Genomic DNA, 25,224 nt, shown 5'->3' with positions numbered 1-25,224 from the left:
CCTGCAGGAGCAAGCTTTGCTCCTGCAACAGGGAGGTGGTGGATTTTTAGATCGGAGGGCCATCAATGTTGATTTCAGTGCAGGCATTGCGTGCACTCGCGGCCTGGGCGGTGGTCGGCCACCATTTCATGCAGATTTTCTTCGACTTCCAGGCCCGCGGCCCGGTGGGGCAGTTTTTCATCGACAAGGGTGCGGTGGGCGTGGATGTGTTTTTCGTTATCAGTGGTCTGGTGATTTTTCTGTCCACCGAGGGCAAATCGCTACCGCCAGGTCGATTCCTGCTGTATCGGCTGTTTCGCATTGTTCCGGCGTACTGGCTATACACGGTGCTCATGGCACTGGTGGTGGTGTTCGCGCAGCCTGTGTTGCCGGATCAGACGGTCGACTGGTCGCACTTCCTGCTGTCGCTGTTGTTCATTCCTACCGAAAACCCCGGCGGCTACGGGATTTATCCGACGCTGAATGTCGGCTGGACGCTGAACTTCGAAATGCTCTTTTACGTGGTGTTTGCCTGGGCGTTGTTGTTTCGCTTGCAAGTCAGGTTGATGATCGTTGCGGCGCTGCTGTTTGCGGTGTGCCAGGCGTGGACGGGGTATGGCTGGATCAGTGAGTTCTATCGTTCAGACATTGTCTATGAGTTTTTGCTGGGGATCGCCATCGGCATGATCTACCGTCGTGGCTGGATCAAACCCGGCTTGTGGTTGCCGCTGTTAAGTATTGGGGGCGCATTGCTGGCGATCTATCACCTTGCACCGCAACCCCGATTGTTGACCTGGGGCCTGCCCAGCGCGGTGCTGGTGATGGCGAGCATGTCGCTGGAACGGTACTTCGAACACAATCGGGTGCTGAAACTGTTGGGCGATTGTTCCTACTCGGTGTACCTGATGCACGTGCTGGTGCTGTCCGCCGGTGGTTTCGTCGCGCAACGTTATGGCGTGAATCCTTATGTGATGTTTGCCGTGTGCGTGCTGGCCATCGGCGTGGGTTCATGGGCCAGTTACGAATGGGTGGAAAAACGCAGCTATCGGTGGCTTAAAGCCCGAGTTGATGACTCGACAGCCACAGAGACGGCCCCGACGCTTTCCCGACAAAAATACTAGGACTTTGTGCGGCGCGTTGATTGGCGTAAACTGCGCCCAAGCCTGCGAGGAGTTTCCATGACCGCTATTACCATCACCGACGCCGCACACGATTACCTGGCCGATCTGCTGTCCAAGCAGAACACCCCGGGTATCGGCATCCGCGTCTTTATCACCCAGCCTGGCACCCAGTACGCCGAAACCTGCATTGCTTACTGCAAGCCGGGCGAAGAAAAGCCTGAAGACACCGCTCTGGGGCTGAAAAGCTTCACGGCCTACATCGATTCGTTCAGCGAAGCCTTCCTGGATGATGCGGTTGTCGATTACGCCACCGACCGTATGGGCGGCCAGCTGACCATCAAGGCGCCAAACGCCAAAGTACCAATGGTCAACGCCGACAGTCCGATCAACGAGCGGATCAACTATTACCTGCAGACCGAGATCAACCCGGGGCTTGCCAGCCACGGCGGTCAGGTCAGCCTGATAGACGTGGTTGACGACGGTATCGCCGTTCTCAAGTTCGGCGGCGGCTGCCAGGGCTGTGGCCAGGCGGACGTCACCCTGCGTGAAGGTATCGAGCGCACCTTGCTCGAGCGCGTTCCCGAGCTCAAGGGTGTGCGGGACGTTACCGACCACACGCAGAAAGAAAACGCCTACTACTAAGGCGTTCGCTGCGAAATGAAAAAACGGCACCCGTGAGTGCCGTTTTTTTATGGGTAAAGCTAAAAGATCGCAGCCTTCGGCAGCTCCTACAGGGGAATGAGCTCTCCTGTAGGAGCTGCCGAAGGCTGCGATGTTTTGATCTTAGGGGCGATACAAATGTGCATGCCCCGCACGGTATAGCGATGACTCGCTGAACTGATCACTCCCCAGCACCCGACCCACCAGAATCAATGCCGTACGCCTGAACCCCTTCGCCTCAACCTTCCCGGCAATGTCCTCAATCGTCCCCACCACCCAATCCTGATCCGGCCATGTCGCGCGATGGATCACCGCGATCGGGCAGTCGGCGCCGTAATGGGGAAGCAATTCGGCGAGGATTTTTTCAAGGTGATTGACCCCCAAATGGATCGCCATGGTCGCCTTGTGCTGCGCCAGGCTGGCGAGTTCTTCGCCAGCGGGCATCACGGTCTTGTCGGCATAACGGGTCAGAATCACGCTTTGGGAGATATCCGGCAGCGTCAGTTCGGCTCCCAATAGCGCTGCGCAAGCCGCGGTTGCGGTCACGCCGGGAATGATTTCAAACGGGATGTCGAGCTCACGCAAGTAGCGGATCTGTTCGCCAATCGCGCCGTACAGGCTCGGATCACCGGAATGCACCCGCGCCACATCCTTGCCTTCGCTGTGGGCGGTTTTGATCAATTCAATGATCTGTTCCAGATGCAGTTCGGCGCTGTTCACCACCGTTTCGGCGTGATGCCCCTCCAAGACTGCAGCGGGCACCAGAGATCCTGCATAGATGATTACCGGGCAGCTGCGAATCAGCCGCTGGCCTTTGACGGTGATCAGTTCCGGGTCGCCGGGGCCTGCGCCAATGAAGAAGACGGTCATCGTCGTATCCTGTGAAAAAAGGGGCGAGGCACACCTTCAGATGAAGATTGCTCATGATCGGGGTGGGGATTATCGAAGATTTTAAGCGGCACACGCCAATGCGAGGGTCGCCTGAGCGTATTTTTGTCGCGAAATCAGCAGCTTTGCCGGTGCGTCAGCCAGCTGTTCGGCGAGGGCCAGGGCGGCGCTTTCGGCGATGCCATAGCAACCCGTGCGCTCAAAGGCGATGTCTGAATGATGACTGAGCTGCCCGTGATAACCCGCCAACTGCTCACTGCTGAAGTACACGATCGGTAGCTCCAGCTGTTCGGCGAGTGCGATCAGGCCCGGTTCATCACGTTTCAGGTCGATGCTGGCAAGTGCCTTGATCTGGTGAAATTCAATCTGATGAGCCTGCAGAGCCTGATCGAGCAGCGCCCGCAACGTGCTGACAGGGCAGCCGCGTTGGCAGCCCAGGCCGACCACGAGTGTCTGCGCTGTGCTGGCATGGGTCATGCGCGGTATTGGCCTTCACCTTTGCGGCGGAACAACCAGGCGCTGATCAGGCCCAGGGCCAGCCAGAACGCGACGTTGGTCAACTGCGAAGCGATTTTGAATTGAGCTTCCAGCGCTTCCGGGGCGAGCATCGAGTGCACTTCCGGTTGCGGCGCGCCGATCACGTGGGGAACGGCCAGGATCGCCACGCCCAGGACTTTCATCAGCCAGTGACGGCTGAACACGATCAATGCGATACCGACGGCGGTAGAGGCGGCGGTGCCGATCCACCAGATCTGGCGTTGCGCCAGGTCGGCAGCGGCAGTGCCGGGCAATTCAGGCGGCAGGCCCAGGGTTGGCGCGAGCACGAACGTGGCGTAACCGGCCAGTCCCCACAGCAAGCCTTGCGCGGTGCTATTGGGCGCACGCAGAGTGTAGAGGCCAGCGAGCATCAAGGCGAAACCAACCGCTACAACCAGGTTGCCACCGGTGGTGGACAGCACGCGCTGCCAGCCGTCTTGCGGCTCCCAGGCTTCGGCATCGTGGGCATGAGCGGCCATGGCGGTGCCGGTATGCTCATGGATTTCTACCGCGGCAGGCTCTGATTTTTCGTAGGTCTCGGCCTGCATAATCAGCGGAGCTACCCAGAAGCTCTGCAGCAGGGTCAGCAGCAGGGCGGCCAGCAGCCCGGTGAACCCTGCGGTTTGCGCAATACGCTTGATCATGTCGGCAGGTCTCAATGGCACGGGAATGCGGAGCTGTGACGGGTATCGTGGGCGGCGTTGTGCACCGCTTCGATGTGGGAGAACCCGGCAAAGTACACAAGGCATGCGCCCAGGATCGACGCACACAAGGCGGCGGTCAGGCGTTGGGTCAGGGTCGTGGTGGTGCTGGCGGTGTTGCTGCCGGTGGTGCTGATGGTCGACATGGCGCTTCCCTCTGGTCTGTCAGCGGGTGAATAGAGCGCATGGAAGATCCCTGCGAATCGGGCACGCAGAGATGCAACAGCGCCCGCCCACCGCGGGTTTGTTATTCAGTGAAGGTGAAAATCACTGTGTGTTGCGGGCCGGTCTCCGGGCTCACGAGGGGCTGGGGCTTCGCCTCAACCTGCAAGAATCACCTTCCCATGCCGAACTGCTGGCACAGTGGATTCGATTCCTCACTCGCTTACCGTTGCGGGGGCAGCACCGGACTGACATGGCCTTGAGTAAAGCACATGATTCACCGGTTTCCCGTTTCACCCTGTGAAGGGCACCCGTAACAAGGCGTGTAGGAGAGCATGGGCGGGGGTTTGGCGTCAATTGGCAAGGGTTCTCAACTCGGTATCGAATGTCTGGGGTTTACTTGTGGTGAGGGGATTCAGCGAAACGTCGCACCGCCCCGTTGGGTCGCGAAGCGGCCCCTTCAGAAACCTTAAAAAGAGCAGGACTGCTGCGCAGCCCAACGGGGATAAATCCCCTCGCCACAGGGGCCGTGTTGCCTCACGAACATTGACCGGCCCCAAGACCATGCGTAGCCTTGCGCTTTCGAGGTTCTTCGGTATTTACCGAAGCTAAGAAGGGAACGCGGTTCAAGCCGCGGCTGCCCCCGCAACTGTGAACGGTGATGTTCGCTGCCACGCCACTGCAAACCCTGTCCAACGGGTTCGCGGGAAGGCGCAGCGAATGCCAGGCGAAACCGCCAGGCACGCCGTCAGCCAGGAGACCTGCCTCGAAACAGATTCTCACTACAACCGGGCGGGGTGATCCGGTGGCGAACTCTTCCGCGCGCGCACCTGTCGCAGCGATTGTCGTCCCGCATGCCCGCCACCTTGCCAAAGGGCATCCGATGAAAACACTGGCCAAACTCCCCGTCACCATCGTTACCGGCTTCCTCGGCTCGGGCAAGACCACCTTGCTGCGGCACATGCTCGACAACGCTCAGGGCCGGCGCATCGCCGTCATCGTCAACGAGTTTGGCGAGCTGGGCATCGACGGTGAAATTCTCAAGCAGTGCGCCATCGGCTGCACCGAAGAAGAAGCCAACGGCCGCGTCTATGAACTGGCCAACGGTTGCCTGTGCTGCACCGTCCAGGAAGAATTTTTCCCGGTCATGCGCGAATTGGTTGCCCGTCGTGGTGACCTCGACCACATCCTTATTGAAACCTCCGGGCTGGCACTGCCCAAGCCATTGGTGCAAGCCTTCCAGTGGCCGGAAATCCGCAGCGCCTGCACCGTTGACGCGGTGATTACCGTGGTCGACAGCCCGGCCGTGGCGGCTGGCACCTTTGCCGCTTTCCCGGACCAGGTCGATGCCCAGCGCAAACTCGACCCGAACCTGGATCACGAGTCGCCGCTGCACGAATTGTTCGCCGACCAGTTGGCCAGCGCCGACCTGGTGATCCTCAACAAGGCAGACCTGATCAGCCCTGAAGACCTGGCCCGTGTGCGCCTCGAAGTCGCCGAAGAACTGCCGCCCGCAGTCAAGGTCATCGAAGCCAGCAGCGGCCGCGTTCCGCTGGATGTGCTGATCGGCCTCGGCGCCGGTTCCGAAGAACACATCGACAGCCGCCACAGCCACCACGATCACCACCATGAAGGTGAAGACGACCACGATCACGACGCATTCGACTCTATTTCCATTGAACTGCCGCAAGCCGACGAAAGCCTGCTGATGGACGCGTTGACCCAACTGGTGGTCAAGCACGGCATTTTGCGAGTCAAAGGTTTCGCGGCGATTCCGAACAAGCCGATGCGGCTGCTGATTCAGGGCGTGGGCACGCGTTTCGACAAGCACTTCGACCGTCAGTGGGGCGTTGACGAAGCGCGCACCACGCGTCTGGTGTTGATCGGCCAGGCGTTGGACGCTGCTCAACTTGAAGCGCAGTTGCGCGCTGCGCTCAGCGTTTAACCCATGCACCTGCTCAGGACTCAGCCCGGCGGATTCGTCTCGGATGACAACATTGCCGACCTTGGACAAACCCCCGCCGAGCTGGTGATCCTGTGCAGCGGTGACTCCAGCCTGGCGTTGCTCGCCGAAGCGGCGCAGCAGCTGCCCGACGATTACCCGAGCGTACGCCTGGCCAACCCGATGCAGGTGCAGAATCACGCTTCGGTCGACCTGTATGTCGACGAAGTGCTGCGCCATGCCAAGGTGATCCTGATCTCGCTGCACGGCGGCATCGGCTACTGGCGTTATGGCGTCGAGCGGCTGGTGCAGTTGTCCGAGCAAGGGGTGCAGCTGATCCTGGTGCCCGGCGATGATCGCCCCGACCCGGAACTCAGCGACCTGAGCACAGTGGCTGCCGGCGACCGTGACCGGCTCTGGCAGTTTTTGCGCCAGGGTGGCCTGAGCAACGCGCTGGACTTTTTCCGCTGCCTGGCCAATCGCTGGCTGGGGCGCGATTACGCCTGGTCCGAGCCGCAAACCCTGCCGCGCACGGCCATCTACCACCCTCATAAAAGCCCCGCCGATCTGAAGGACTGGCAAGCCGATTGGCAAGCCGATCAGCCGGTCGCCGCCGTGCTGTTTTACCGCTCGCATTTACAGGCGGCGAACACCGCGTTTATCGATGTGTTCTGCCAGCGCTTGCAGGCAGCGGGGTTAAACCCGTTGCCGATTGCGCTGGCCAGTTTGAAAGAGCCCGGCTGCCTGGCGGCGGTCGAGGATTGGCTGGATGAGGTCGACGCCGGGGTGATTCTCAACACCACCGGTTTCGCCCAGTCCAGCCCTGAAGCACCGCATTTGCGACCGTTTCGTCGCAATATTCCGGTCATTCAGGCGATCTGTGCTCAAGACAACGAGCCGGGTTGGCGTGCCAGTGAACAGGGACTCGGCCCTAGGGATCTGGCGATGCACATTGCGCTGCCGGAACTCGACGGGCGAATCATCAGCCGGCCGATCAGCTTCAAGGACCTGGCCTGGCGCAGCGAACGCAGTCAATCGGACGTGGTGTGCTACCGGGCGCAACCCGAACGCATGGATTTCGTCGCCGAACTGGCGCGGCGCTGGATCGATCTGGCGCGGGTGCCGAACGGCGAAAAACGCATCGCGCTGATTCTGGCCAACTACCCGACCCGGGACGGACGCATCGGCAACGGCGTCGGTCTTGATACACCGGCCGCTGCACTGAACATCCTGCGCGCGTTGCACACAGAAGGTTATCCGTTGCCTGCCGAACTGCCGGACAGCGGCACTGCGCTGATCCAGCAACTGCTTGGCGGCGTCAGCAACGACCTTGACACGATCGACCAGCGTCCGTGCCAGCAAAGCCTGGGGCTGGATGATTATTGGCTGATGTTCAACGCATTGCCCGAGGCCAACCGAGAAGCTGTCCTGGAACGTTGGGGGGCGCCGCAAAACGACCCGATGTTCCGCAGCGGCCGAATGATGATCGCCGGCCTGCGTTTCGGCCTGACGTTCGTCGGTATTCAACCGGCGCGGGGCTATCAGGTTGATCCCAGCGCGGTCTATCACGACCCCGACCTGGTGCCGCCGCACGGTTACCTGGCGTTCTATTTCTGGTTGCGCAACACCTATGGCGCTCATGGGGTTATTCACGTCGGCAAGCATGGCAACCTCGAATGGCTGCCGGGCAAGGGCGTCGGGCTGTCGGAAAACTGCTGGCCGGACGCACTGCTCGGGCCGCTGCCGAACATCTATCCGTTCATTGTCAACGACCCGGGCGAGGGGGCTCAGGCCAAGCGGCGCACTCAAGCGGTGATCATCGATCATTTGATGCCGCCGCTGACCCGCGCCGAAACCTACGGGCCGCTGCGCAACCTCGAATTGCTCGCCGACGAGTATTACGAAGCGCAGTTGCTGGACCCACGCCGGGCGCGGGAGCTGCAGCGCGACATCCTGCAACTGGTGCGCGATACCCACATCGACCGTGAGCTGCAACTGGACGAAAAGCTCAACAGCGATGCCGATGCGGCGATCTGGTTGCCGCGGCTGGACACGTATTTGTGCGACTTGAAGGAATCGCAGATCCGCGACGGCCTGCACATCTTCGGCGAGTCGCCGACCGGGCGGTTGCGCATCGACACCTTGCTTGCATTGCTGCGCATACCCCGGGCTGATGGACGAGGTGCGCAATCGAGTCTGTTGCGGGCGCTGGCCAAGGCGTTTGGCTTGGGTTTCGATCCATTGGATTGTGTGCTCGCCGAGCCGTGGATCGGTCCGCGTCCGCCTGAGCTGCAAGCCCTCACCGAGGAAGTCTGGCGCACGGCAGGCGATACCCGCGAACGTCTGGAACTGTTCGCCGCAGATCTGATCTCGCAGACTCTGAATGCCGAAGGCGACGCTGAACTCTGCGGGAGCGAGCTTTTGTGGCGAGGGGATTTATCCCCGTTGGGTCGCGAAGCGGCCCCAGAAAATGGGACTGCTGCGCAGTCCAACGGGGCGGTGCGACGTTTCGCTAAATCCCCTCGCCACAAAAGCGCGTTCCCACAGACTCCCGGCTGGGCTGAAGTAAACGCAATCCTCGATACTCTGCGCGAAGTGGTCGCGCCCCGACTGGATGCCTGCGGCCCCGCAGAAATGCGCGGTTTGCTCGACGCCTTGAGCGGCCGCTTCGTCCCGGCAGGCCCCAGCGGCGCGCCAAGTCGAGGTCGTCTGGACGTACTGCCGACCGGGCGCAATTTCTATTCGGTGGATGTGCGCAACCTGCCGACCACCACCGCGTGGCGTATAGGTTTCCAGTCGGCAAACCTGATTCTCGAGCGTCACCTGCAAGACCACGGCGACCATTTGCGTCAGCTTGGCCTGTCGGTCTGGGGCACCGCGACCATGCGTACCGGGGGCGATGACATCGCGCAGGCGATGGCATTGATGGGGGTACGGCCGGTGTGGGCCACGGGCAGTCAGCGGGTCGACGACTTCGAGATTCTACCGCTCAGCCTGCTGGACCGTCCGCGCGTGGACGTGACCTTGCGGGTCTCGGGCTTCTTCCGCGACGCCTTCGCCAACCTGATTCGCCTGTTCGACGCCGCCGTGCAAGCAGTGGCCGCGCTGGACGAACCGGACGACCTTAATCCGCTGGCGGCCAAGGTGCGCGCCGAGCGCGAAGCGTTGCTGCAATCGGGGCTGGACGAAGAGGCTGCTCGACGTCAGGCCGGCTGGCGCATCTTTGGTGCCAAACCCGGTGCTTATGGCGCGGGCGTGCAGGGCGCCATCGACGGTCGCTTGTGGCAAAGCCGCGAGGACCTGGCCGAGGTTTATCTGAATTGGGGCGGCTACGCTTACGGTGGCTCCGACGAGGGCACTGTCGCCCGAGACCAATTCGCCCAGCGCTTGAGCCAGGTGCAGGCAGTGCTGCAGAACCAGGACAACCGCGAGCACGACCTGCTCGATTCCAACGACTATTACCAATTCCAGGGTGGCATGCTGGCGGCCGTCGAGAGCCTCAGCGGTGAATCGGCCGCCAGCTACCACGGCGATCACAGCCAGCCGGACTTGCCGAAGATTCGAACGCTCAAAGAGGAACTGAACCGGGTGATTCGCTCGCGGGCGGCTAATCCGAAGTGGATCGACGGCGTGAAGCGCCATGGCTACAAAGGCGCGTTTGAACTGGCTGCGACGGTGGACAACCTGTTCGCCTTCGACGCCACCACGCAGCTGATCGATGACCATCAGTATGCGTTGCTGGCCGACGCCTATCTGCTCGACCCGAGCACCCGGGATTTTGTTCGTGAGCATAATCCTCATGCGCTACGGGATATGACCGAGCGGATGCTGGAGGCGCAGCAGCGGGGGATGTGGAAGGAACCGGGGGAGTATCGCGAAGCGCTCGAGAGTTTGTTGCTGGATATAGAAGAAGACAGTTAGAACACTAAGGCCCCTGTGGGAGCGGGCTTGCCCGCGAAGGCGTCCTTCGAGTCAATATCAATGCTGAATTTGATGGCCCCATCGCGGGCAAGTCCGCTCCCACAGGAACCGACGCACCTGTGAGATATATTGATCAATGCCCGACCATCACCGAGTAATGAAAATGACCGACACCCCCCATTTCCCGCTCTCCGCCGTGGTCGGCGCTGACGATCTCAAACTCGCGCTCTGCCTTACTGCCATTGACCCGAAAATCGGCGGCGTGCTTATCGAAGGCCCTCGGGGCATGGCCAAATCGACCCTGGCCCGTGGCCTGGCGGACTTGCTGGCCAGCGGTCAATTCGTCACCTTGCCCCTCGGAGCGACCGAAGAACGTCTGGTCGGCACCCTCGACCTCGATGCAGCCCTGAGCGAGGGTCGCGCGCAGTTTTCCCCCGGTGTATTGGCCAAGGCTGACGGGGGCGTGCTCTACGTCGATGAGGTCAACTTGTTGCCTGATCACCTCGTTGACCTGCTGCTCGACGTCGCGGCCAGTGGCACCAACCTGATCGAGCGCGACGGCATTTCCCATCGGCATTCGGCGAAGTTCGTACTGATCGGCACCATGAACCCGGAAGAGGGTGAATTGCGCCCGCAACTGCTTGACCGCTTCGGCCTGAACGTCGCCCTCAGTGGCCACACAGTGCCGACCGAGCGCGGCCAGATCATCCGTCGGCGCCTCGATTTTGATAGCGACCCACAACATTTCTGCGCGCAATGGGAGAGCCAGCAGCAGTCCCTGCGCGAACAGTGCGAGCGGGCGCGCAGCGCGTTGGCTGGTATTCCACTCGACGATCAGGCGCTGGCACAGATTACCCAGCGCTGCTTCGCTGCCGGCGTCGATGGCCTGCGCGCAGACCTGGTCTGGTTGCGCGCTGCGCGTGCCCATGCAGCCTGGCGCGGATTGAAGGCCATTGCCGAGGAGGATATCGACGCCGTCGCCGAGTTCGCCTTGCGCCATCGTCGTCGTGAGCACACCCCACCGGCCCCGCAACATGGCCAGCCACCCTCCGGCGAGAACACGCAGCCGAGCGAAGGCCAGGGTCAATGGGGTGAAATGCCTGCTCAGGCGCTGCCGGTCGGCGCCCGACGTGAAGTGCCGAGCTGGCCAAAAAAGCCTTAGGCATTCGCCCTCGATCGGACGTGGGGGCGAATGCCAGACCCCGTGCCGGACGGCTCGATAAGGGCAAGCAGGGCAAACGTCATGCGGCACGCAGTGGTTCGATCAATTGGCCCGGCACGTTACTCAATGGCCGTCCGCGTCAACGTGAGGACGTCCTGTTCCACCTGCGCACCCGGTCGCCCCATGAGCTGTGGCTGGTGATCGTCGATGCCTCGGCTTCGACGCGTCGCCATCAGGCCTTAAGCGATGCCAAAGGGCTGCTGGCCCAGCTGTTTGATGACGCCTATCGCCAGCGTGCGCGGTTGGCGTTGCTGACCGCCAGTGGTGCGGTGCCGAATTGGCAGGTGCAAGGGTTGAAAGCGTCGAGCGGTCTGCGCACCTGGCTGGATGGGTTAGGTGCCGGAGGAGGAACGCCATTGCTGGCGGCACTGGGCGAAGCGGGGCGTTGGCTGATCGCTCGGCAAAAGCGTTTTCCGGCTGAGCAACAGCGTGTGCTGCTGCTGACGGATGGGCGCTTGAAGGCGTGGTCGATGTTGCCGACGCTGGCATGCCCGGGGGTGCTGATCGATATCGAGCGAGGGCCGATTCGGTTGGGACGGGCGAAGTTGCTGGCGGCGGAACTGCAAGCGCAATACCGGCATATCGACGATCTGGGTTGAGGCACTGTAGGAGCAAGCTTTGCTCCTACAGATATCTGCATTGTGGGAGCAAAGCTTGCTCGCGATTGGGCGTTACACGATCATCAGCGAAACAGGTTGGTCCGCGCCAACTCGATCACCTCATCCCCACGCCCGCTCATTACCGCTTTGAGCATGTACAAACTGAACCCCTTGGCCTGTTCCAGCTTGATGGTGGGGGGCATCGCCAATTCCTGGGTGGCGGTCACCACATCCACCAGCACCGGCCCATCATGCGCCAGCGCCCGGCGCAACGCCTGTTCCAGATCCTCTGACTCCTCGACACGAATCCCCAGAATGCCCATCGCATTGGCCATCGCCGCAAAGTCCGGGTTGTGCAGATCAGTGCCGGTATCCAATAGCCCGCTGGACTTCATTTCCATGGCGACGAAGCCCAGTGACGCGTTGTCGTAGACGATGATTTTTACCGGCAACTTCAACTGCGCCAGGGAAATGAAATCCCCCATCAACATGCTGAAACCACCGTCTCCGGACAGGGAAATCACCTGGCGATCAGGGAACGCTGCCTGCGCGCCGATGGCTTGAGGCATGGCGTTGGCCATCGATCCGTGATTGAACGAACCGAGCAGGCGCCGCTTGCCGTTCATTTTCAGATAACGGGCGGCCCACACCGTCGGGGTGCCGACGTCGGCCGTGAAGATCGCATCGTCTTCGGCCAGCTCGCTGAGCAGGCGCGTAAGGTATTGCGGATGAATCGGGCGACCTGGTGCTGAAGGTTGCGCCAGGTCATCAAGGCCCTGGCGCGCTTTTTCGTAATGCTTGAGCGAGGATTCCAGAAAGCTCCGGTCCGCGCGATACGGCAAGCGCGGAAGCAGCGCCGCCAGGGTTTCGCCAACGTCTGCGGCGATTCCGAGATCCAGCGCGGTGCGGCGACCAAGGGCTTGCGGGTCATGGTCGATCTGAATGATGGTGGCGTCGGTCGGGTAAAACTGGCGATAGGGGAAGTCGGTACCGAGCATCACCAGCGTGTCGCAGTTGAGCATCGCGTGATAACCGGAGCTGAAGCCGATCAAACCGGTCATGCCGACATCGAACGGGTTGTCCCACTCGACATGTTCCTTGCCGCGCAATGCGTGAACCACCGGCGCGCCAAGGGCGTCGGCCAGTGCCACCACCTGATCATGCGCGCCTGCGCAACCGGCACCGCACATCAGTGTCACGGCTTTGCCCTGGCTCAACAACTCGACCAGTCGATCAAGGTCGTGAGGCGCTGCCAAGGTGCGCGGTTTGGCGAGGGCTGGCCAGGGCTTGAGGTTGTCTTCGACTTCCTGCAGGGCGACGTCACCGGGAATCACCACTACCGCCACACCACGATTGAGAATTGCACTGCGCATGGCCCGGTGCAGCACATGCGGCATCTGGGCCGGGCTGCTCACCAGCTCGACGAAATGGCTGCATTCCTTAAACAATTCCTGGGGGTGGGTTTCCTGAAAGTAATTCAGGCCGACTTCCGAAGACGGAATCTGCGCAGCAATCGCCAGCACCGGCACATGGTTCCTGTGGCAATCGAACAGCCCGTTGATCAAATGCAAATTGCCCGGTCCGCAACTGCCCGCGCACACCGCCAGTTCCCCGGTCACCGCTGCTTCCGCGCCGGCAGCAAACGCGGCGACTTCTTCATGGCGCACATGCATCCACTCGATGCTGTCCATGGTGCGCAGGGCGTCGGTCAGGCCGTTGAGGCTGTCGCCCGTCAGGCCCCAGATGCGTTTGACGCCGGCCTGTTCAAGGGTGGTGGCCAGTTGCTGGGCAATGGTGATTTTCGCCATGGGAAGGGCTCCAGTGATCAATGAGTTGTCTTCAGGGTTTAGAGAGGACAACTCAACGCAGGCCATGACTCCCTTGTTTATTCCAGGCTCATGGACACGCGAGTCGGCACCGGAATTGGATTGCGCATCAACGTGCCCACCACCAGGGCTCCCAGCAGTGCCAGCAAACCGGCGACCAGCAGCAACAAACTGAAGCCACCGACGAACGCCTGACGTGCCATGGTTTCGACTGCCGCGCGAGCGGTTTCAGGCAGCAGACTCATGGCCGCCGTCATGTCACCGGCCACCACGCGAGATGCAATGCCCTGCGTCTGATCGAGCCATTGCCCACCCTGTGTCGCCAGTTGGCCGCGCAGCAAGGCTTCGGTATGGCTCGACAGCAAGGCGCCGTACACACCGATGGCCAGCACGATGGCGCTGAAACGCATGGTGGTGCTCATGCCCGACGCCATGCCGGTGCGTTCCCGAGGCACGCAGGCCATGATGTTTTTCTGCGTGTCGCCATTGAGCAGGCCCGCGCCGGCCCCCGTCACGGCGATCGCCAGGGCAAAGAGCAGGTAGCCCCCGCTGGAGACGGCCCAGGCACTGAGCAGGTTGCCGCTGCCGACCAGTGCCAGTCCTGTCGCCATCAAGGTTGCCGGCGCAAACCGCGTCGCCAGTCGGGCGCCAATCTTCGGGCAGATCAGCATGGTCACGGCAAACGGCAACATCCCCACTCCCGAGGCAATCGCGGAAAAGCCGAGGCCGTTTTGCAGGTAGAACGGCAGCAAGGTCATCATCACCTGGGCACATCCGGCGTAGGCAAACATGCCCAGCAACGCGCCGATGAAGCGTGGATGCCTGAACAATTGCAGGTCGACCATGGGGCGCTGCTGCATCCGTTCGATCACGACGAACGCGCCTAGCAGTAGCGCGCCCCCGACGAGTCTTGCGTAGGTCAGCGGGTTGCTCCAGCCGATCCGGTTGGCCTCGATCAGGCCCCAGATCAGGCACGCCAGACTGGCACTGAACGCCAGGCTGCCCCAAGGATCGAGGCGCGCCGACTGGGTGTCCCGGGACTCGGGAATCGCGCGCCAGACCATCACCATCAGCAACAGACCCACGGGCAGGTTCAGGTAGAAAATCCAGCGCCAGCCGATGTATTCGGTGATCACGCCACCCAGGGTGGGGGCGGCCGTCATCGCCACGCCCATGCACGCACCCCAGAACGCCCACGCCTTGGCTCGCTCCACCTCATCGTGAAAAGCGTGGCCGATGGAGGCCAGCGCCGAGGTCAACAGCAGCGCCGCGCCGACACCTTTGATGGCCCGTGCGATGTCCAGGAATAACGCGTTCGGCGCCGCCCCGCAGCCGATCGACGCCAGGATGAAAATGCTCAGGCCCCAGATCAGGGTTTTCTGTCGTCCGAAGCGGTCGGCAAAACTGCCCGCCGGCAATAGCAGCGCGGCAAATGCCAGCATATAGGCGCTGACGACCCATTCGATGTCCGCGAAATTCGCGCCCAGATCTCTGGCGATGGTGGGCAACGTCACGGCGACAATGTTGGTGTCGAGGACAATCAGCGAACAGACGCCTGAGGCCGTCAATAACGTCAGGCGCGGACTGACGCGGCTCATGACGGGATTGCCTTTTGGGCAAGGTCGCTGGTCGCGGAGAAATTACGAAGCTTAGTGGGCATGATTCGGGCTCTTTACTGTGATTGCCCGATGAGCTTATCGTGACCCACCAGGGACTTTGTTAGCCAGGCCCCTGGACTTCATTACCTTTGAGCTAATGCATTCATGGACATACGGCATTTCCGCTATTTTCTGGCCGTTGCCCGGCAAGGCAACTTCACCCGCGCCGCCGAGCAACTGGGTATCGCGCCGCCGACCCTGACGCGACAGATTCAGGACATGGAGAACGAACTCGGTACACGCTTGTTCGTGCGGCAAACCCGTGAAATCAGCCTGACCGAGGCTGGCGCGGCTCTGGTGATCGAAGCCGAAGCGACGGTGCGGCAATTTGAATTCGCCCAGCAAAATGCCCAGCGCGCGGGACGTGGGGAGATCGGTCATATCGAACTTGCCTACGTGGCTTCGGCGGTGTACTCGGGCCTGCTGCAGAAACAAGTGCAGGCCTTCAGCCGTGCATGCCCCGACGTCAGTGTGAACGTGCGCGAATACCCGATGGCGTCATTGCCGGCGATGGTGGACGAGGGTCGATTCGATATCGGTTACGTACGTTCACCCATGACATTGCCTGAAGGCCTGGAAGCGATCCGTCTTGACGCTGAGGGTTTCGTATTGGCACTGCCGAGCGAATCATGGCTATCGCGACTGACGGAGATCGGCCCGGAACACCTGCAGGGCGAGACGTTCATTCTTCCGGAACAGATCAGCGGCACCTTGCAAGTTGCCGCCGCTGGCGGGTTTGCGCCCAGATTGGGGGCTCAACCGGGCGGGCTGGTGGCGGTGCTGGCGCTGGTGTCCTTGGGACAGGGCGTGGCGGTGGTGCCGGAGTCGGTGGTCGGGCATGTCGGGTTGCCGGGTGTGGTGTATCGGTCGATCAAGGGCTGTGAGGCGAGTTCGTGGTTGTCGCTGGTGTATCGGCGGTTCGAGAAGTCGGCGGCGGTGGTCAGGTATATCGAACTGGTTAAACAACGCTAAAAGCTTCGCGAGCAGGCTCTCTCCAACAGGCGGATTGCGAAACGGCACACATCCAGTGTGGGAGCGGGCTTGCCCGCGATGGCGGCCACCCGAACAGCAACTATCCCGAGGTTCTACAGATTTTGTAATAATTCCAGGCTGTAGGAAAAGAGACTTTCGCCTGTACGCTTCAAGACCTTTTTCCTTTCAGGATTTGCATGAACACCGTTTCGGAGCCTCCCAGTTACCCTTTCCCCACGCGCAACCGCGCGGTCCTGATGCACGCGAAACATCCGGTCTTCCGACTTCAGAACGCCTTTTTCATTGCCACTCCACGGCCCCTGCGCCGTGCCTTGCCGTGTTCGGCATTCTGAATTCACTGAAGAGATCGAGACGTTTTTATGGAATGGATTGCTGACCCTACCGCGTGGCTGGGCTTGTTGACGTTGATCGTGCTGGAGCTGGTGCTCGGCATCGACAACCTGGTGTTTATCGCCATTCTGGCGGACAAACTGCCGCCGGAGCAGCGGGATCGGGCACGTCTCATTGGCTTGTCGCTGGCGTTGTTGATGCGTCTGGGCCTGCTGGCGAGTATTTCCTGGCTCGTCACCCTCACGCAGCCATTGTTCGAAGTGTTCGATAAGAGCTTCTCCGGACGTGACCTGATCATGTTGTTCGGTGGTGTGTTCCTGCTGTTCAAGGCCACCATGGAATTGCACGAGCGACTCGAAGGTCATGTCGGCGAACGCTCGACCAACGCAGCTTATGCGCTGTTCTGGCCGATCGTGGCGCAGATTGTGGTGCTCGATGCGGTGTTTTCCCTGGACGCAGTGATCACCGCCGTGGGCATGGTCGATGAGCTGGCAGTGATGATGATCGCCGTGATCATTTCCATCGGCCTGATGATTGTCGCCAGTAAACCGCTGACCCGTTTCGTCAACGCGCACCCGACAGTGATCATGCTGTGCTTGGGCTTCTTGATGATGATCGGCTTCGCGCTGACCGCTGAAGGCCTGGGTTTCCACATTCCCAAGGGTTACCTGTATGCGGCAATCGGTTTCTCGATCCTGATCGAGGTGTTCAACCAGATCGCCCGGGCGCGTCGTAAACGCTCGATGCAGGGCGTACGTCCAATGCGCGAACGCACGGCACATGCGGTGATGCGTTTGCTCGGTGGCCGCAGGCTGGCGGCTGAAGAGGTCGATGACGAGATTGCCGACCTCCTGGACAACGGCGAGGCGCCGAGTGAAGTGCTGTTCGACCGACGTGAGCGGGTGATGATCAGTGGCGTACTGCAACTGGCCGAACGCCCGATTCGCAGCCTGATGACCGTGCGCGCCGACGTTGATCACATCGACTTGTCTGACGACGCCAGCGCGATTCGCACGCGGCTGATGCATTCGTCCTACTCGCGTTTGCCGCTGATCCGCGATGGTGCGGTCGATGAGCCGCTGGGCTTCGTGCACAAGAAGGAGCTGTTGAAAGAGTACCTGGCCGGCAACGAGCCCGACCTTGAGCATCTGGCGCGCAAGGCCATCAACTTGCTGGAAAGTTATTCGATCCTCAATGCCCTGGAGCAGATGCGCAAAGCCTCGACGCACATCGCGTTTGTGGTCAATGAATTCGGCGACTTCGTGGGTGTGCTGACCATGACCGACATTCTTGAATCCATTGCCGGCGAGTTGCCCGATGCCAGCGAAATCGAAGGCCCGGATGTGGTTGAGGAACAGGGCGGGTTCATGGTCAGCGGCGCGCTGAACCTGATGCGCGTACGGCAACTAACCGGTTTCGCCGCGGAACCGACCGAGGATTATCAGACCCTGGCCGGTTTGGTGGTGAGCGTGCTCGACCGGCTGCCGATGATCGGGGACAGCCATGAGTGGGAAGGCTGGCGGATGACCGTCATGGCGGTCGAAGAGCGACGGGTGACGCGAGTGTTGCTGGTGCCTGTCGGCTCGTAGTCATTCGCCGATTCTCAGGGCCTCATCGCGAGCAGGCTCACTCCCACCCTGGACTGCACTCGCCAATGCGGCTCGGTCTCTTGTAGGAGTGAGCCTGCTCGCGATGGCAATCTCCCCGAGAGCTGAAAACTCAGCCCATGTCGCACACATGGGCATCGGCGCACCGATTGTGAACCTCATACCCGCCTGCCGTAGCTAACGGTAGCGCTTGTGCCCTGTGCCTTTCGTAACACCGGTTTTCGCGTTTTCTTGCATCCCTCTGATTCAAAACACTTTCCATTCTCCTCAACATTCCCGTCACAACCTGTGGCACACTTTCTGCTGTCTATTCCGCTGTTACAAACCACTATCCGCTATAGCGGAATAAACAACACCCTGGAGTGCTTGCCATGCATCGCCGACCTTCCTTGTTTAAAGCGTGTGTTTTTCTGTTTGTAGCTTCGGCTGCTGCCGTGGGTGTGGCCCAGGCGGCGGACGGTAAGCTCGATAGCGTGCTGGCCCGCGGAAAGCTCATTGTGGGTACGGGCAGTACCAATGCGCCGTGGCACTTCCAGGGAGCGGATGGCAAATTGCAGGGTTTCGATATCGACATCGGGCACATGATCGCCAAGGGGCTGTTTAACGACCCGAGCAAGGTTGAGTACGTAGTGCAATCGTCCGATGCGCGGATTCCCAATCTGCTGACCGACAAGGTCGACATCAGTTGCCAGTTCATTACCGTCACCGCCAGCCGTGCCCAGCAGGTGGCGTTCACCCTGCCGTACTACCGCGAAGGTGTGGGGCTGTTGCTGCCGGCCAACAGCAAGTACAAGGAAATCGAAGACCTGAATGCCGCGGGCGACAGTGTGACGGTGGCGGTGCTGCAGAACGTGTACGCCGAAGAGTTGGTGCATCAGGCGTTACCCAAGGCCAAGGTCGACCAGTACGACAGCGTGGACCTGATGTACCAGGCGGTGAACTCCGGCCGTGCCGACGCGGCGGCGACCGATCAATCGTCGGTTAAATACCTGATGGTGCAAAACCAGGGTCGCTATCGCAGCCCGGCCTACGCCTGGAGCCCGCAAACCTACGCCTGTGCGGTCAAACGTGGCGATCAGGACTGGCTGAACTTCGTTAACACCACCTTGCATGAAGCCATGACTGGCGTTGAGTTCCCGGCTTACGCGGCGTCGTTCAAGCAGTGGTTCGGTGTGGATCTGCCTACCCCAGCCATCGGTTTCCCCGTCGAATTCAAATGACCCCGTGAGAGTGGGGTGCCCAACAGCGCCCCGCTCAAGGTACTGCTGACCATGAACTATCAGTTGAACTTTGCCGCCGTGTGGCGCGATTTCGACACCTTGCTGGCAGGGCTCGGTCTGGGGCTTGAGCTGGCGCTGGTGTCGATCGCCATCGGTTGTGTGATCGGTCTGATGATGGCGTTTGCCTTGCTGTCCAGGCACCGGGCGCTGCGGGTGATGGCGTCGGTGTATGTGACGGTGATCCGCAATACGCCGATTCTGGTGTTGATTTTGTTGATCTATTTCGCGTTGCCAAGCCTGGGCATTCGTCTGGACAAGATTCCGTCGTTCATCATCACCCTGTCGTTGTATGCCGGGGCCTACCTGACCGAAGTGTTCCGTGGCGGACTGTTGAGCATTCCCAAGGGCCAGCGCGAAGCGGGGTTGGCGATCGGTTTGGGCGAGTGGCAGGTCAAGGCCTACGTCACCGTGCCGGTGATGCTGCGCAATGTGCTGCCAGCCCTGTCGAACAACTTCATTTCGCTGTTCAAGGACACCTCGCTGGCGGCCGCGATTGCGGTGCCGGAGCTGACCTATTACGCGCGCAAGATCAATGTCGAGAGCTACCGGGTGATTGAAACCTGGATGGTCACCACTGCGCTCTATGTCGCGGCCTGTTACCTCATTGCCATGATGCTGCGTTACCTCGAGCAGCGTCTGGCGATTCGCCGATAGGAGGCCCCATGTACGAATCTCCCAGTTGGTTGCATGAGTTATGGGTGGCGCGGGAAGTCCTGTGGCAGGGCTTTCTGACCAGTGTGCAGGTCTCGGCGCTGGCCATTCTGTTGGGCACGCTGGTCGGCATCGTCACGGGGTTGGTGCTGACTTACGGCAAGTTCTGGATGCGTGCACCGTTCCGTTTTTACGTCGACATCATTCGCGGTACACCGGTGTTTGTGCTGGTCCTGGCCTGCTTCTATATGGCGCCGGCGCTGGGCTGGCAAATCAGTGCGTTTCAGGCCGGAGCCCTGGGGCTGACGCTGTTTTGTGGTTCACATGTCGCCGAGATCGTGCGCGGTGCGCTGCAAGCGTTGCCGAGCGGGCAGATGGAAGCGAGCAAGGCCATTGGCCTGACGTTTTACCAATCCCTCGGGTATGTGCTGTTGCCTCAGGCGTTGCGGCAGATCCTGCCGACCTGGGTCAATTCTTCCACCGAAATCGTCAAGGCCTCGACCCTGTTATCGGTGATCGGCGTGGCGGAATTGCTGCTCAGTACGCAGCAGATCATCGCTCGCACGTTCATGACCCTGGAGTTTTATCTGTTCGCCGGATTTCTGTTTTTCGTCATCAACTACGGCATCGAGTTACTCGGCCGGCACATTGAAAAGCGGGTGGCCTTGCCATGACTCAGATCTCAAACGCAAACAACGTCAATCCTCAGAGCGGTCAGCCACTGCTGGATATTCGTGGGCTGCATAAGCAATACGGCAAGCTCGAAGTGCTCAAGGGCGTCGACCTGAGCATGCAGCGTGGCAACGTCGTGACGCTGATCGGCTCCAGTGGCTCGGGCAAGACCACACTGCTGCGCTGCGTGAACATGCTCGAAGAATTCCAGGGTGGGCAGATCGTGCTCGACGGTGAGTCCATCGGTTATGACGAGGTCAACGGCAAGCGCGTGCGGCACCCGGAAAAAACCATCGCGCGGCATCGGGCGATGACCGGGATGGCGTTCCAGCAGTTCAACCTTTTTCCGCACCTCACCGCGCTGCAGAACGTCACCCTCGGTTTGCTCAAGGTCAAGAAGCTGCACAAGGATGAAGCGGTGGCCCTGGCGGAGAAATGGCTGGAGCGGGTCGGCCTGCTGGAGCGTCGCGACCACTTTCCCGGTCAACTGTCCGGCGGCCAGCAGCAGCGCGTCGCGATTGCCCGGGCGATTGCGATGAACCCGAGCCTGATGCTGTTCGACGAAGTCACCTCGGCCCTCGACCCGGAGCTGGTGGGCGAAGTGTTGAACGTGATCAAGGGGCTGGCCGATGAAGGCATGACCATGCTGCTGGTGACCCACGAAATGCGCTTTGCGTTCGAGGTGTCGGACAAGATCGTTTTCATGAATCAGGGGCGAATCGAAGAGCAGGGGCCGCCCAAGGAATTGTTCGAACGCCCGCAATCGCCGCGACTGGCGGAATTTCTCAAGAACACGCGTTTTTGATGTTTACCCAAACATCTTCACTTTCAAATCAGGAGAAACACTCATGAGCATTACTCGTTACGGCACCGGTAGCACCGCCGCTGGCGGTCAGCCTCGCCCTTTCGCCCGCGCCGTTGAAGCCGATGGCTGGCTGCACGTTTCGGGGCAGGTGCCGGCGGTGGACGGTGAGATCATGTCGGGCGGCATTGTCGAGCAGACCCACCAGACGATGAAGAACCTGATCGCAATTCTCGAAGAGGCCGGTTATGGCCTGGAGGACGTGGTGCGTGCCGGCGTATGGCTGGAGGACCCGCGGGATTTCACGAGTTTCAACAAGGTCTTCTCCGAGTACTTCAAGCCCGAGCATGCCCCGGCCCGGGCCTGTGTGCAGGCGAACATGATGGTCGATTGCAAGGTCGAGATCGACTGCATCGCGTACAAGAAAAAGGCCTGAACCGCGATCGCTCTTGTAGGAGCTGCCGAAGGCTGCGATCTTTTGGCGTTTTTGCAGCTACCCCAGAAGCAAGATCGAAAGATCGCAGCCTGCGGCAGCTCCTACAGGGCGAATTTGTATGGGAATCACTGACATGACCGAAGACACCATCAAACGCCGGGCTCGCGGTCTGGATCGGGCGTTCGATATCCTCGATTTCCTCAAGGAAATCGGCAAACCCCTGCGTCCGAACGAGATCGCCAGCGGTATCGGCAGCCCTAAATCCACGGTCTACGAACTGGTGGCATCCTTGCTCGAACGGCGGATCCTCGAGCTCGTTGGCAAGGACGGTCACGTGTACCTGGGCCGTCAGCTGTACTTCCTCGGGCAGGCGCACCTGCGTCATTTCGACCTGACCCGCGAAGCCGATCACGCCTTGCAGGAAATCGTCACCCAGACCCGTGAAACTGCGCAGATGTGCCTGCTTAACGGGCGTAAGTACACGGTTGCCTTGATGAAGGAGGGCGAACGGCATTTCCGGATTTCCTCCGATATCGGAGAGAACGCGCCGATCCCGTGGACCGCGTCCGGGCGACTGCTGTTGGCGCACCTGAGCGATCAGGAAATCGTCGACCTGATCGACTATGACGACTTCATCCTGCCCGACGGCGAACGCCTGCCACTGGAGCAGTTTCTCAAGGAAATTCGTCAGGCCGACATCGACGGTTTTTTCTCTTTCGACAGCGTTGCCGACACCTTTACCCATTGCTTCGCCGCCCCGGTCAAAGACCCCAGTGGCGTGGCAATCGCGACCCTGTGCATCGTCGCTCCCCGAGCCGATGCCAAAAACAATTACAACGACTATCGCCAGGTGCTGATCGACAGCGCCAACAGCCTGGCCCGTCGCATCAACGAATAACAGCGACTGCCAGCAGCCGCGAAAAGTAAGGAGTTCGACCATGTCTATTGCCCAACGTACTGCCGCCGTCGAAAAGGGCTTCGCCCATACCGGCGCCAACCTGGTACGCGACGTCAGCCTGCCGGCCCTGGTACTGCACCGTGAAGCCCTGGAGCACAACATCCGCTGGATGCAGGCCTTCGTCAGCGACAGCGGCGCCGAGCTCGCGCCCCACGGTAAAACCAGCATGACGCCGGCACTGTTTCGCCGCCAACTGGACGCCGGCGCCTGGGGCATCACCCTGGCCAGCGCCACGCAAACCCGTGCGGCGTATGCCCATGGCGTGCGTCGGGTGTTGATGGCGAACCAACTGGTGGGCACGCCGAACATGGCGCTGATTGCCGACCTGCTGGCGGACTCGGGTTTTGAATTCCATTGCATGGTCGATCACCCGGATAACGTCGCCGACCTGGGGGCGTACTTCGCTTCGCGCGGAGTGCGGTTGAACGTGATGATCGAGTACGGCGTGGTCGGCGGGCGGTGCGGTTGCCGTACGGAAGAGGAAGTGGTCGCACTGGCCAAAGCCATCGCGGCGCAACCGTCCCTGGCGCTGACCGGCATCGAGGGTTACGAAGGGGTGATTCATGGCGATCACGCGGTGACGGGTATCCGCGAGTTTGCCGCTTCACTCGTGCGGCTGGCGGTGCAGTTGCAGAACAGCGGCGCCTTCGCCATTGCCAAACCGATCATTACCGCATCGGGCTCGGCCTGGTATGACCTGATCGCCGAATCCTTCGAAGCACAGAATGCCGGCGGACGCTTCCTCAGCGTTCTGCGTCCCGGTAGCTACGTGGCGCATGACCATGGCATCTACAAAGAAGCGCAATGCTGCGTGCTCGACCGGCGCAGTGATCTGCATGAAGGACTGCGTCCGGCGCTGGAAATCTGGGCGCATGTTCAATCGTTGCCTGAGCCAGGGTTTGCGGTGATTGCCCTGGGCAAACGCGACGTGGCTTATGACGCCGGCTTACCCGTGCCATTGCTGCGTTACAAGGCCGGTGTCGTGCCAGCCGTGGGCGACGATGTGGGTGCCTGCAAGGTGACGGCCGTGATGGACCAGCATGCGTTCATGACCGTGGCGCCGGGGGTCGATTTGCGGGTGGGTGACATCATTTCCTTCGGTACTTCGCATCCTTGCCTGACGTTCGACAAGTGGCGTGTGGGGTGCCTGGTGGATGAGCAGTTGAATGTCATCGAGACCATGGAAACCTGTTTTTAAGGTTTGAAACCGAGGTGCGGCCATCGCGAGCAGGCTCACTCACACAGTGATCTTCAGTGACCACAACATTTGTGTACGACACGAATCCCTGTGGGAGGGAGCCTGCTCCCGATGGCGTCCAGCCGGACACCCTCGAATCATCAGAGAACAACAATGACCACCCCCAACACCCCACGCATCGCCCTGATCGGCGAATGCATGATCGAACTGCAACAACGCGCCGACGGCAGCCTGCAGCAAAGCTTTGGCGGCGACACCTTGAACATGGCGGTTTACCTGTCCCGGGCACTTGGTGCAGGCGGTTCGGTGGATTACGTCACCGCCCTGGGCGATGACAGTTTCAGCGACGCCATGTGCCGCACCTGGACCGACGAAAACATCGGTCTGGGCATGGTCCAGCGCTTGCCCGGTCGCTTGCCCGGCCTTTACTGCATCCAGACGGATGCCGCAGGCGAGCGGCGCTTTCTCTACTGGCGCAACGAAGCCGCCGTCCGCGATTGCTTCACCACCCCGGCAGCCGCACCGATCCTCGCGGCGTTGCCGGGTTATGACGTGCTGTATTTCAGCGGTATCACCTTGGCGGTGCTTGGCGCGCAAGGCCGGGAAAAGTTGCTGGAAACGCTGATCGAAGCCCGACAGCGGGGCGCTCGGATTGTCTTCGACAACAACTATCGACCGCGATTGTGGACTTCGGTGGACGAGGCGCGGGCGGCCTATCGCAGCGTGTTGCCGCACGTGGACCTGGCGTTGCTGACCGTCGATGACGAGCAGGCACTGTTTCAGTTTTCCGATTGCGAGGCGGTGTTTGCTGCCTATGAGCAGATCGGAACACCCGAGATCGTGCTCAAGCGTGGCGCCGAAGCGTGTTTGATTCGCTGTGGTGGGGAGTCGTTTGAAGTGCTGGCGCAGAGGGTCGAACGGGTGGTGGACACCACGGCTGCGGGGGATTCATTCAGTGCTGCGTATCTGGCGAGCCGGCTCAAGGGCGGCAGCCCGGAGGAAGCCGCGGAGGCCGGGCATCATTTGGCGAGTCGGGTGATTCAGGTGCCGGGGGCGTTGATTCCCAGGTAAGTGGAGGATG

At 60.9% G+C, this 25,224-nt stretch carries 22 protein-coding genes and 2 riboswitches; of the genes, 16 read left to right on the top strand and 6 right to left on the bottom strand.

From position 1 onward, the window contains the following. Positions 1-65: 65 nt before the first annotated feature. Positions 66-1,100, top strand: a complete 1,035-nt coding sequence (locus AC3ZVB_RS11075; protein ID WP_490146543.1) for an acyltransferase family protein — start codon at positions 66-68, stop codon at positions 1,098-1,100. A 57-nt stretch (positions 1,101-1,157) separates the two neighbouring features. Further along, a complete protein-coding gene (gene nfuA, locus AC3ZVB_RS11070; protein WP_045057579.1) occupies positions 1,158-1,742 on the top strand; it encodes a Fe-S biogenesis protein NfuA in 585 nt (194 codons plus the stop codon). A gap of 141 nt (positions 1,743-1,883) precedes the next feature. Here the strand turns inward: nfuA and cobM are convergent, their stop codons facing one another. From cobM to AC3ZVB_RS11050, 4 genes are all read right to left on the bottom strand, one after another. Continuing rightward, on the bottom strand, positions 1,884-2,630 hold the full coding sequence (gene cobM, locus AC3ZVB_RS11065) for a precorrin-4 C(11)-methyltransferase (protein WP_490146542.1): 747 nt from the start codon (positions 2,628-2,630) through the stop codon (positions 1,884-1,886). Positions 2,631-2,711: 81 nt separating this feature from the next. Then, a complete protein-coding gene (locus AC3ZVB_RS11060; RefSeq protein ID WP_490146541.1) occupies positions 2,712-3,125 on the bottom strand; it encodes a cobalamin biosynthesis protein in 414 nt (137 codons plus the stop codon). Continuing rightward, positions 3,122-3,829, bottom strand: a complete 708-nt coding sequence (locus AC3ZVB_RS11055; protein ID WP_490146540.1) for a CbtA family protein — start codon at positions 3,827-3,829, stop codon at positions 3,122-3,124. Before AC3ZVB_RS11055 ends, AC3ZVB_RS11060 begins: the two co-directional genes overlap by 4 nt. A gap of 11 nt (positions 3,830-3,840) precedes the next feature. Further along, on the bottom strand, positions 3,841-4,032 hold the full coding sequence (locus AC3ZVB_RS11050) for a CbtB domain-containing protein (RefSeq protein WP_490146539.1): 192 nt from the start codon (positions 4,030-4,032) through the stop codon (positions 3,841-3,843). A 119-nt stretch (positions 4,033-4,151) separates the two neighbouring features. Further along, positions 4,152-4,378, bottom strand: a riboswitch (cobalamin riboswitch). Positions 4,379-4,616: 238 nt separating this feature from the next. Beyond that, a riboswitch (cobalamin riboswitch) is annotated at positions 4,617-4,831 on the top strand. A 100-nt stretch (positions 4,832-4,931) separates the two neighbouring features. Between AC3ZVB_RS11050 and cobW the strand changes: the two genes are divergently transcribed. The 4 genes from cobW to AC3ZVB_RS11030 all read left to right on the top strand — a co-directional run bounded on the left by cobW (position 4,932) and on the right by AC3ZVB_RS11030 (position 11,732). Next, positions 4,932-5,993, top strand: a complete 1,062-nt coding sequence (gene cobW, locus AC3ZVB_RS11045) for a cobalamin biosynthesis protein CobW (RefSeq protein WP_490146538.1) — start codon at positions 4,932-4,934, stop codon at positions 5,991-5,993. Between the two features lie 3 nt (positions 5,994-5,996). Beyond that, the gene (gene cobN, locus AC3ZVB_RS11040) at positions 5,997-9,911 is read left to right on the top strand and encodes a cobaltochelatase subunit CobN (protein WP_490146537.1); all 3,915 of its coding nucleotides are present in this window, start codon (positions 5,997-5,999) and stop codon (positions 9,909-9,911) included. A 163-nt stretch (positions 9,912-10,074) separates the two neighbouring features. Then, a complete protein-coding gene (locus AC3ZVB_RS11035; RefSeq protein WP_490146536.1) occupies positions 10,075-11,073 on the top strand; it encodes a magnesium chelatase ATPase subunit I in 999 nt (332 codons plus the stop codon). 20 nt (positions 11,074-11,093) lie between these two features. After that, complete coding sequence (locus AC3ZVB_RS11030; RefSeq protein ID WP_490146535.1) at positions 11,094-11,732, top strand: vWA domain-containing protein; 639 nt, start codon at positions 11,094-11,096, stop codon at positions 11,730-11,732. Between the two features lie 83 nt (positions 11,733-11,815). Here the strand turns inward: AC3ZVB_RS11030 and poxB are convergent, their stop codons facing one another. After that, positions 11,816-13,540, bottom strand: coding sequence for a ubiquinone-dependent pyruvate dehydrogenase (gene poxB, locus AC3ZVB_RS11025; RefSeq protein ID WP_490146534.1), 1,725 nt, complete (start codon positions 13,538-13,540; stop codon positions 11,816-11,818). A gap of 77 nt (positions 13,541-13,617) precedes the next feature. Further along, positions 13,618-15,156 carry an MFS transporter gene (locus AC3ZVB_RS11020; protein ID WP_490146533.1) on the bottom strand — a complete coding sequence of 513 codons (1,539 nt, stop codon included), beginning with the start codon at positions 15,154-15,156 and terminating at the stop codon, positions 13,618-13,620. 165 nt (positions 15,157-15,321) lie between these two features. Here AC3ZVB_RS11020 and AC3ZVB_RS11015 point away from each other — a divergent pair, with 165 nt between their 5' ends. The 10 genes from AC3ZVB_RS11015 (at position 15,322) to AC3ZVB_RS10970 (ending at position 25,214) form a co-directional block, all read left to right on the top strand. Next, positions 15,322-16,188: a LysR family transcriptional regulator gene (locus AC3ZVB_RS11015; RefSeq protein WP_194692046.1), complete on the top strand. Its 867-nt coding sequence runs from the start codon at positions 15,322-15,324 to the stop codon at positions 16,186-16,188. A 380-nt stretch (positions 16,189-16,568) separates the two neighbouring features. Continuing rightward, on the top strand, positions 16,569-18,128 hold the full coding sequence (locus AC3ZVB_RS11010; protein ID WP_194692047.1) for a TerC family protein: 1,560 nt from the start codon (positions 16,569-16,571) through the stop codon (positions 18,126-18,128). Between the two features lie 389 nt (positions 18,129-18,517). Further along, complete coding sequence (locus tag AC3ZVB_RS11005) at positions 18,518-19,366, top strand: transporter substrate-binding protein (RefSeq protein WP_162436570.1); 849 nt, start codon at positions 18,518-18,520, stop codon at positions 19,364-19,366. A 51-nt stretch (positions 19,367-19,417) separates the two neighbouring features. Further along, positions 19,418-20,080, top strand: a complete 663-nt coding sequence (locus AC3ZVB_RS11000) for an amino acid ABC transporter permease (RefSeq protein WP_162436569.1) — start codon at positions 19,418-19,420, stop codon at positions 20,078-20,080. Between the two features lie 8 nt (positions 20,081-20,088). Further along, positions 20,089-20,751: an amino acid ABC transporter permease gene (locus tag AC3ZVB_RS10995; protein WP_490146532.1), complete on the top strand. Its 663-nt coding sequence runs from the start codon at positions 20,089-20,091 to the stop codon at positions 20,749-20,751. Next, complete coding sequence (locus tag AC3ZVB_RS10990) at positions 20,748-21,554, top strand: amino acid ABC transporter ATP-binding protein (protein WP_162436567.1); 807 nt, start codon at positions 20,748-20,750, stop codon at positions 21,552-21,554. The genes AC3ZVB_RS10995 and AC3ZVB_RS10990 overlap by 4 nt, the downstream gene beginning before the upstream one ends. A 43-nt stretch (positions 21,555-21,597) precedes the next feature. Further along, positions 21,598-21,987 (top strand): RidA family protein, encoded by a 390-nt coding sequence (locus tag AC3ZVB_RS10985; RefSeq protein WP_162436566.1) that lies wholly within the window; start codon positions 21,598-21,600, stop codon positions 21,985-21,987. A 133-nt stretch (positions 21,988-22,120) separates the two neighbouring features. Then, on the top strand, positions 22,121-22,885 hold the full coding sequence (locus AC3ZVB_RS10980; RefSeq protein WP_490146531.1) for an IclR family transcriptional regulator: 765 nt from the start codon (positions 22,121-22,123) through the stop codon (positions 22,883-22,885). Positions 22,886-22,925: 40 nt separating this feature from the next. After that, positions 22,926-24,143 (top strand): amino acid deaminase, encoded by a 1,218-nt coding sequence (locus AC3ZVB_RS10975; RefSeq protein WP_490146530.1) that lies wholly within the window; start codon positions 22,926-22,928, stop codon positions 24,141-24,143. 153 nt (positions 24,144-24,296) lie between these two features. Next, positions 24,297-25,214, top strand: coding sequence for a sugar kinase (locus tag AC3ZVB_RS10970; RefSeq protein ID WP_490146529.1), 918 nt, complete (start codon positions 24,297-24,299; stop codon positions 25,212-25,214). Positions 25,215-25,224: the final 10 nt, after the last annotated feature.

Source organism: Pseudomonas sp. MDV22-iso1 (genome assembly GCF_058145095.1).
The sequence above is the reverse complement of the archived record's forward strand: the minus strand, read 5'-3'. Positions and strand labels throughout refer to the sequence as shown.

Coding starts and splice junctions, on each gene's coding strand:
- AC3ZVB_RS11075 (WP_490146543.1), top strand. CDS start 66: ATGTTGATTTCAGTGCAGGCATTGCGTGCACTCGCGGCCTGGGCGGTG.
- nfuA (WP_045057579.1), top strand. CDS start 1,158: ATGACCGCTATTACCATCACCGACGCCGCACACGATTACCTGGCCGAT.
- cobM (WP_490146542.1), bottom strand. CDS start 2,630: ATGACCGTCTTCTTCATTGGCGCAGGCCCCGGCGACCCGGAACTGATC.
- AC3ZVB_RS11060 (WP_490146541.1), bottom strand. CDS start 3,125: ATGACCCATGCCAGCACAGCGCAGACACTCGTGGTCGGCCTGGGCTGC.
- AC3ZVB_RS11055 (WP_490146540.1), bottom strand. CDS start 3,829: ATGATCAAGCGTATTGCGCAAACCGCAGGGTTCACCGGGCTGCTGGCC.
- AC3ZVB_RS11050 (WP_490146539.1), bottom strand. CDS start 4,032: ATGTCGACCATCAGCACCACCGGCAGCAACACCGCCAGCACCACCACG.
- cobW (WP_490146538.1), top strand. CDS start 4,932: ATGAAAACACTGGCCAAACTCCCCGTCACCATCGTTACCGGCTTCCTC.
- cobN (WP_490146537.1), top strand. CDS start 5,997: ATGCACCTGCTCAGGACTCAGCCCGGCGGATTCGTCTCGGATGACAAC.
- AC3ZVB_RS11035 (WP_490146536.1), top strand. CDS start 10,075: ATGACCGACACCCCCCATTTCCCGCTCTCCGCCGTGGTCGGCGCTGAC.
- poxB (WP_490146534.1), bottom strand. CDS start 13,540: ATGGCGAAAATCACCATTGCCCAGCAACTGGCCACCACCCTTGAACAG.
- AC3ZVB_RS11020 (WP_490146533.1), bottom strand. CDS start 15,156: ATGAGCCGCGTCAGTCCGCGCCTGACGTTATTGACGGCCTCAGGCGTC.
- AC3ZVB_RS11015 (WP_194692046.1), top strand. CDS start 15,322: ATGGACATACGGCATTTCCGCTATTTTCTGGCCGTTGCCCGGCAAGGC.
- AC3ZVB_RS11010 (WP_194692047.1), top strand. CDS start 16,569: ATGGAATGGATTGCTGACCCTACCGCGTGGCTGGGCTTGTTGACGTTG.
- AC3ZVB_RS11005 (WP_162436570.1), top strand. CDS start 18,518: ATGCATCGCCGACCTTCCTTGTTTAAAGCGTGTGTTTTTCTGTTTGTA.
- AC3ZVB_RS11000 (WP_162436569.1), top strand. CDS start 19,418: ATGAACTATCAGTTGAACTTTGCCGCCGTGTGGCGCGATTTCGACACC.
- AC3ZVB_RS10995 (WP_490146532.1), top strand. CDS start 20,089: ATGTACGAATCTCCCAGTTGGTTGCATGAGTTATGGGTGGCGCGGGAA.
- AC3ZVB_RS10990 (WP_162436567.1), top strand. CDS start 20,748: ATGACTCAGATCTCAAACGCAAACAACGTCAATCCTCAGAGCGGTCAG.
- AC3ZVB_RS10985 (WP_162436566.1), top strand. CDS start 21,598: ATGAGCATTACTCGTTACGGCACCGGTAGCACCGCCGCTGGCGGTCAG.
- AC3ZVB_RS10980 (WP_490146531.1), top strand. CDS start 22,121: ATGACCGAAGACACCATCAAACGCCGGGCTCGCGGTCTGGATCGGGCG.
- AC3ZVB_RS10975 (WP_490146530.1), top strand. CDS start 22,926: ATGTCTATTGCCCAACGTACTGCCGCCGTCGAAAAGGGCTTCGCCCAT.
- AC3ZVB_RS10970 (WP_490146529.1), top strand. CDS start 24,297: ATGACCACCCCCAACACCCCACGCATCGCCCTGATCGGCGAATGCATG.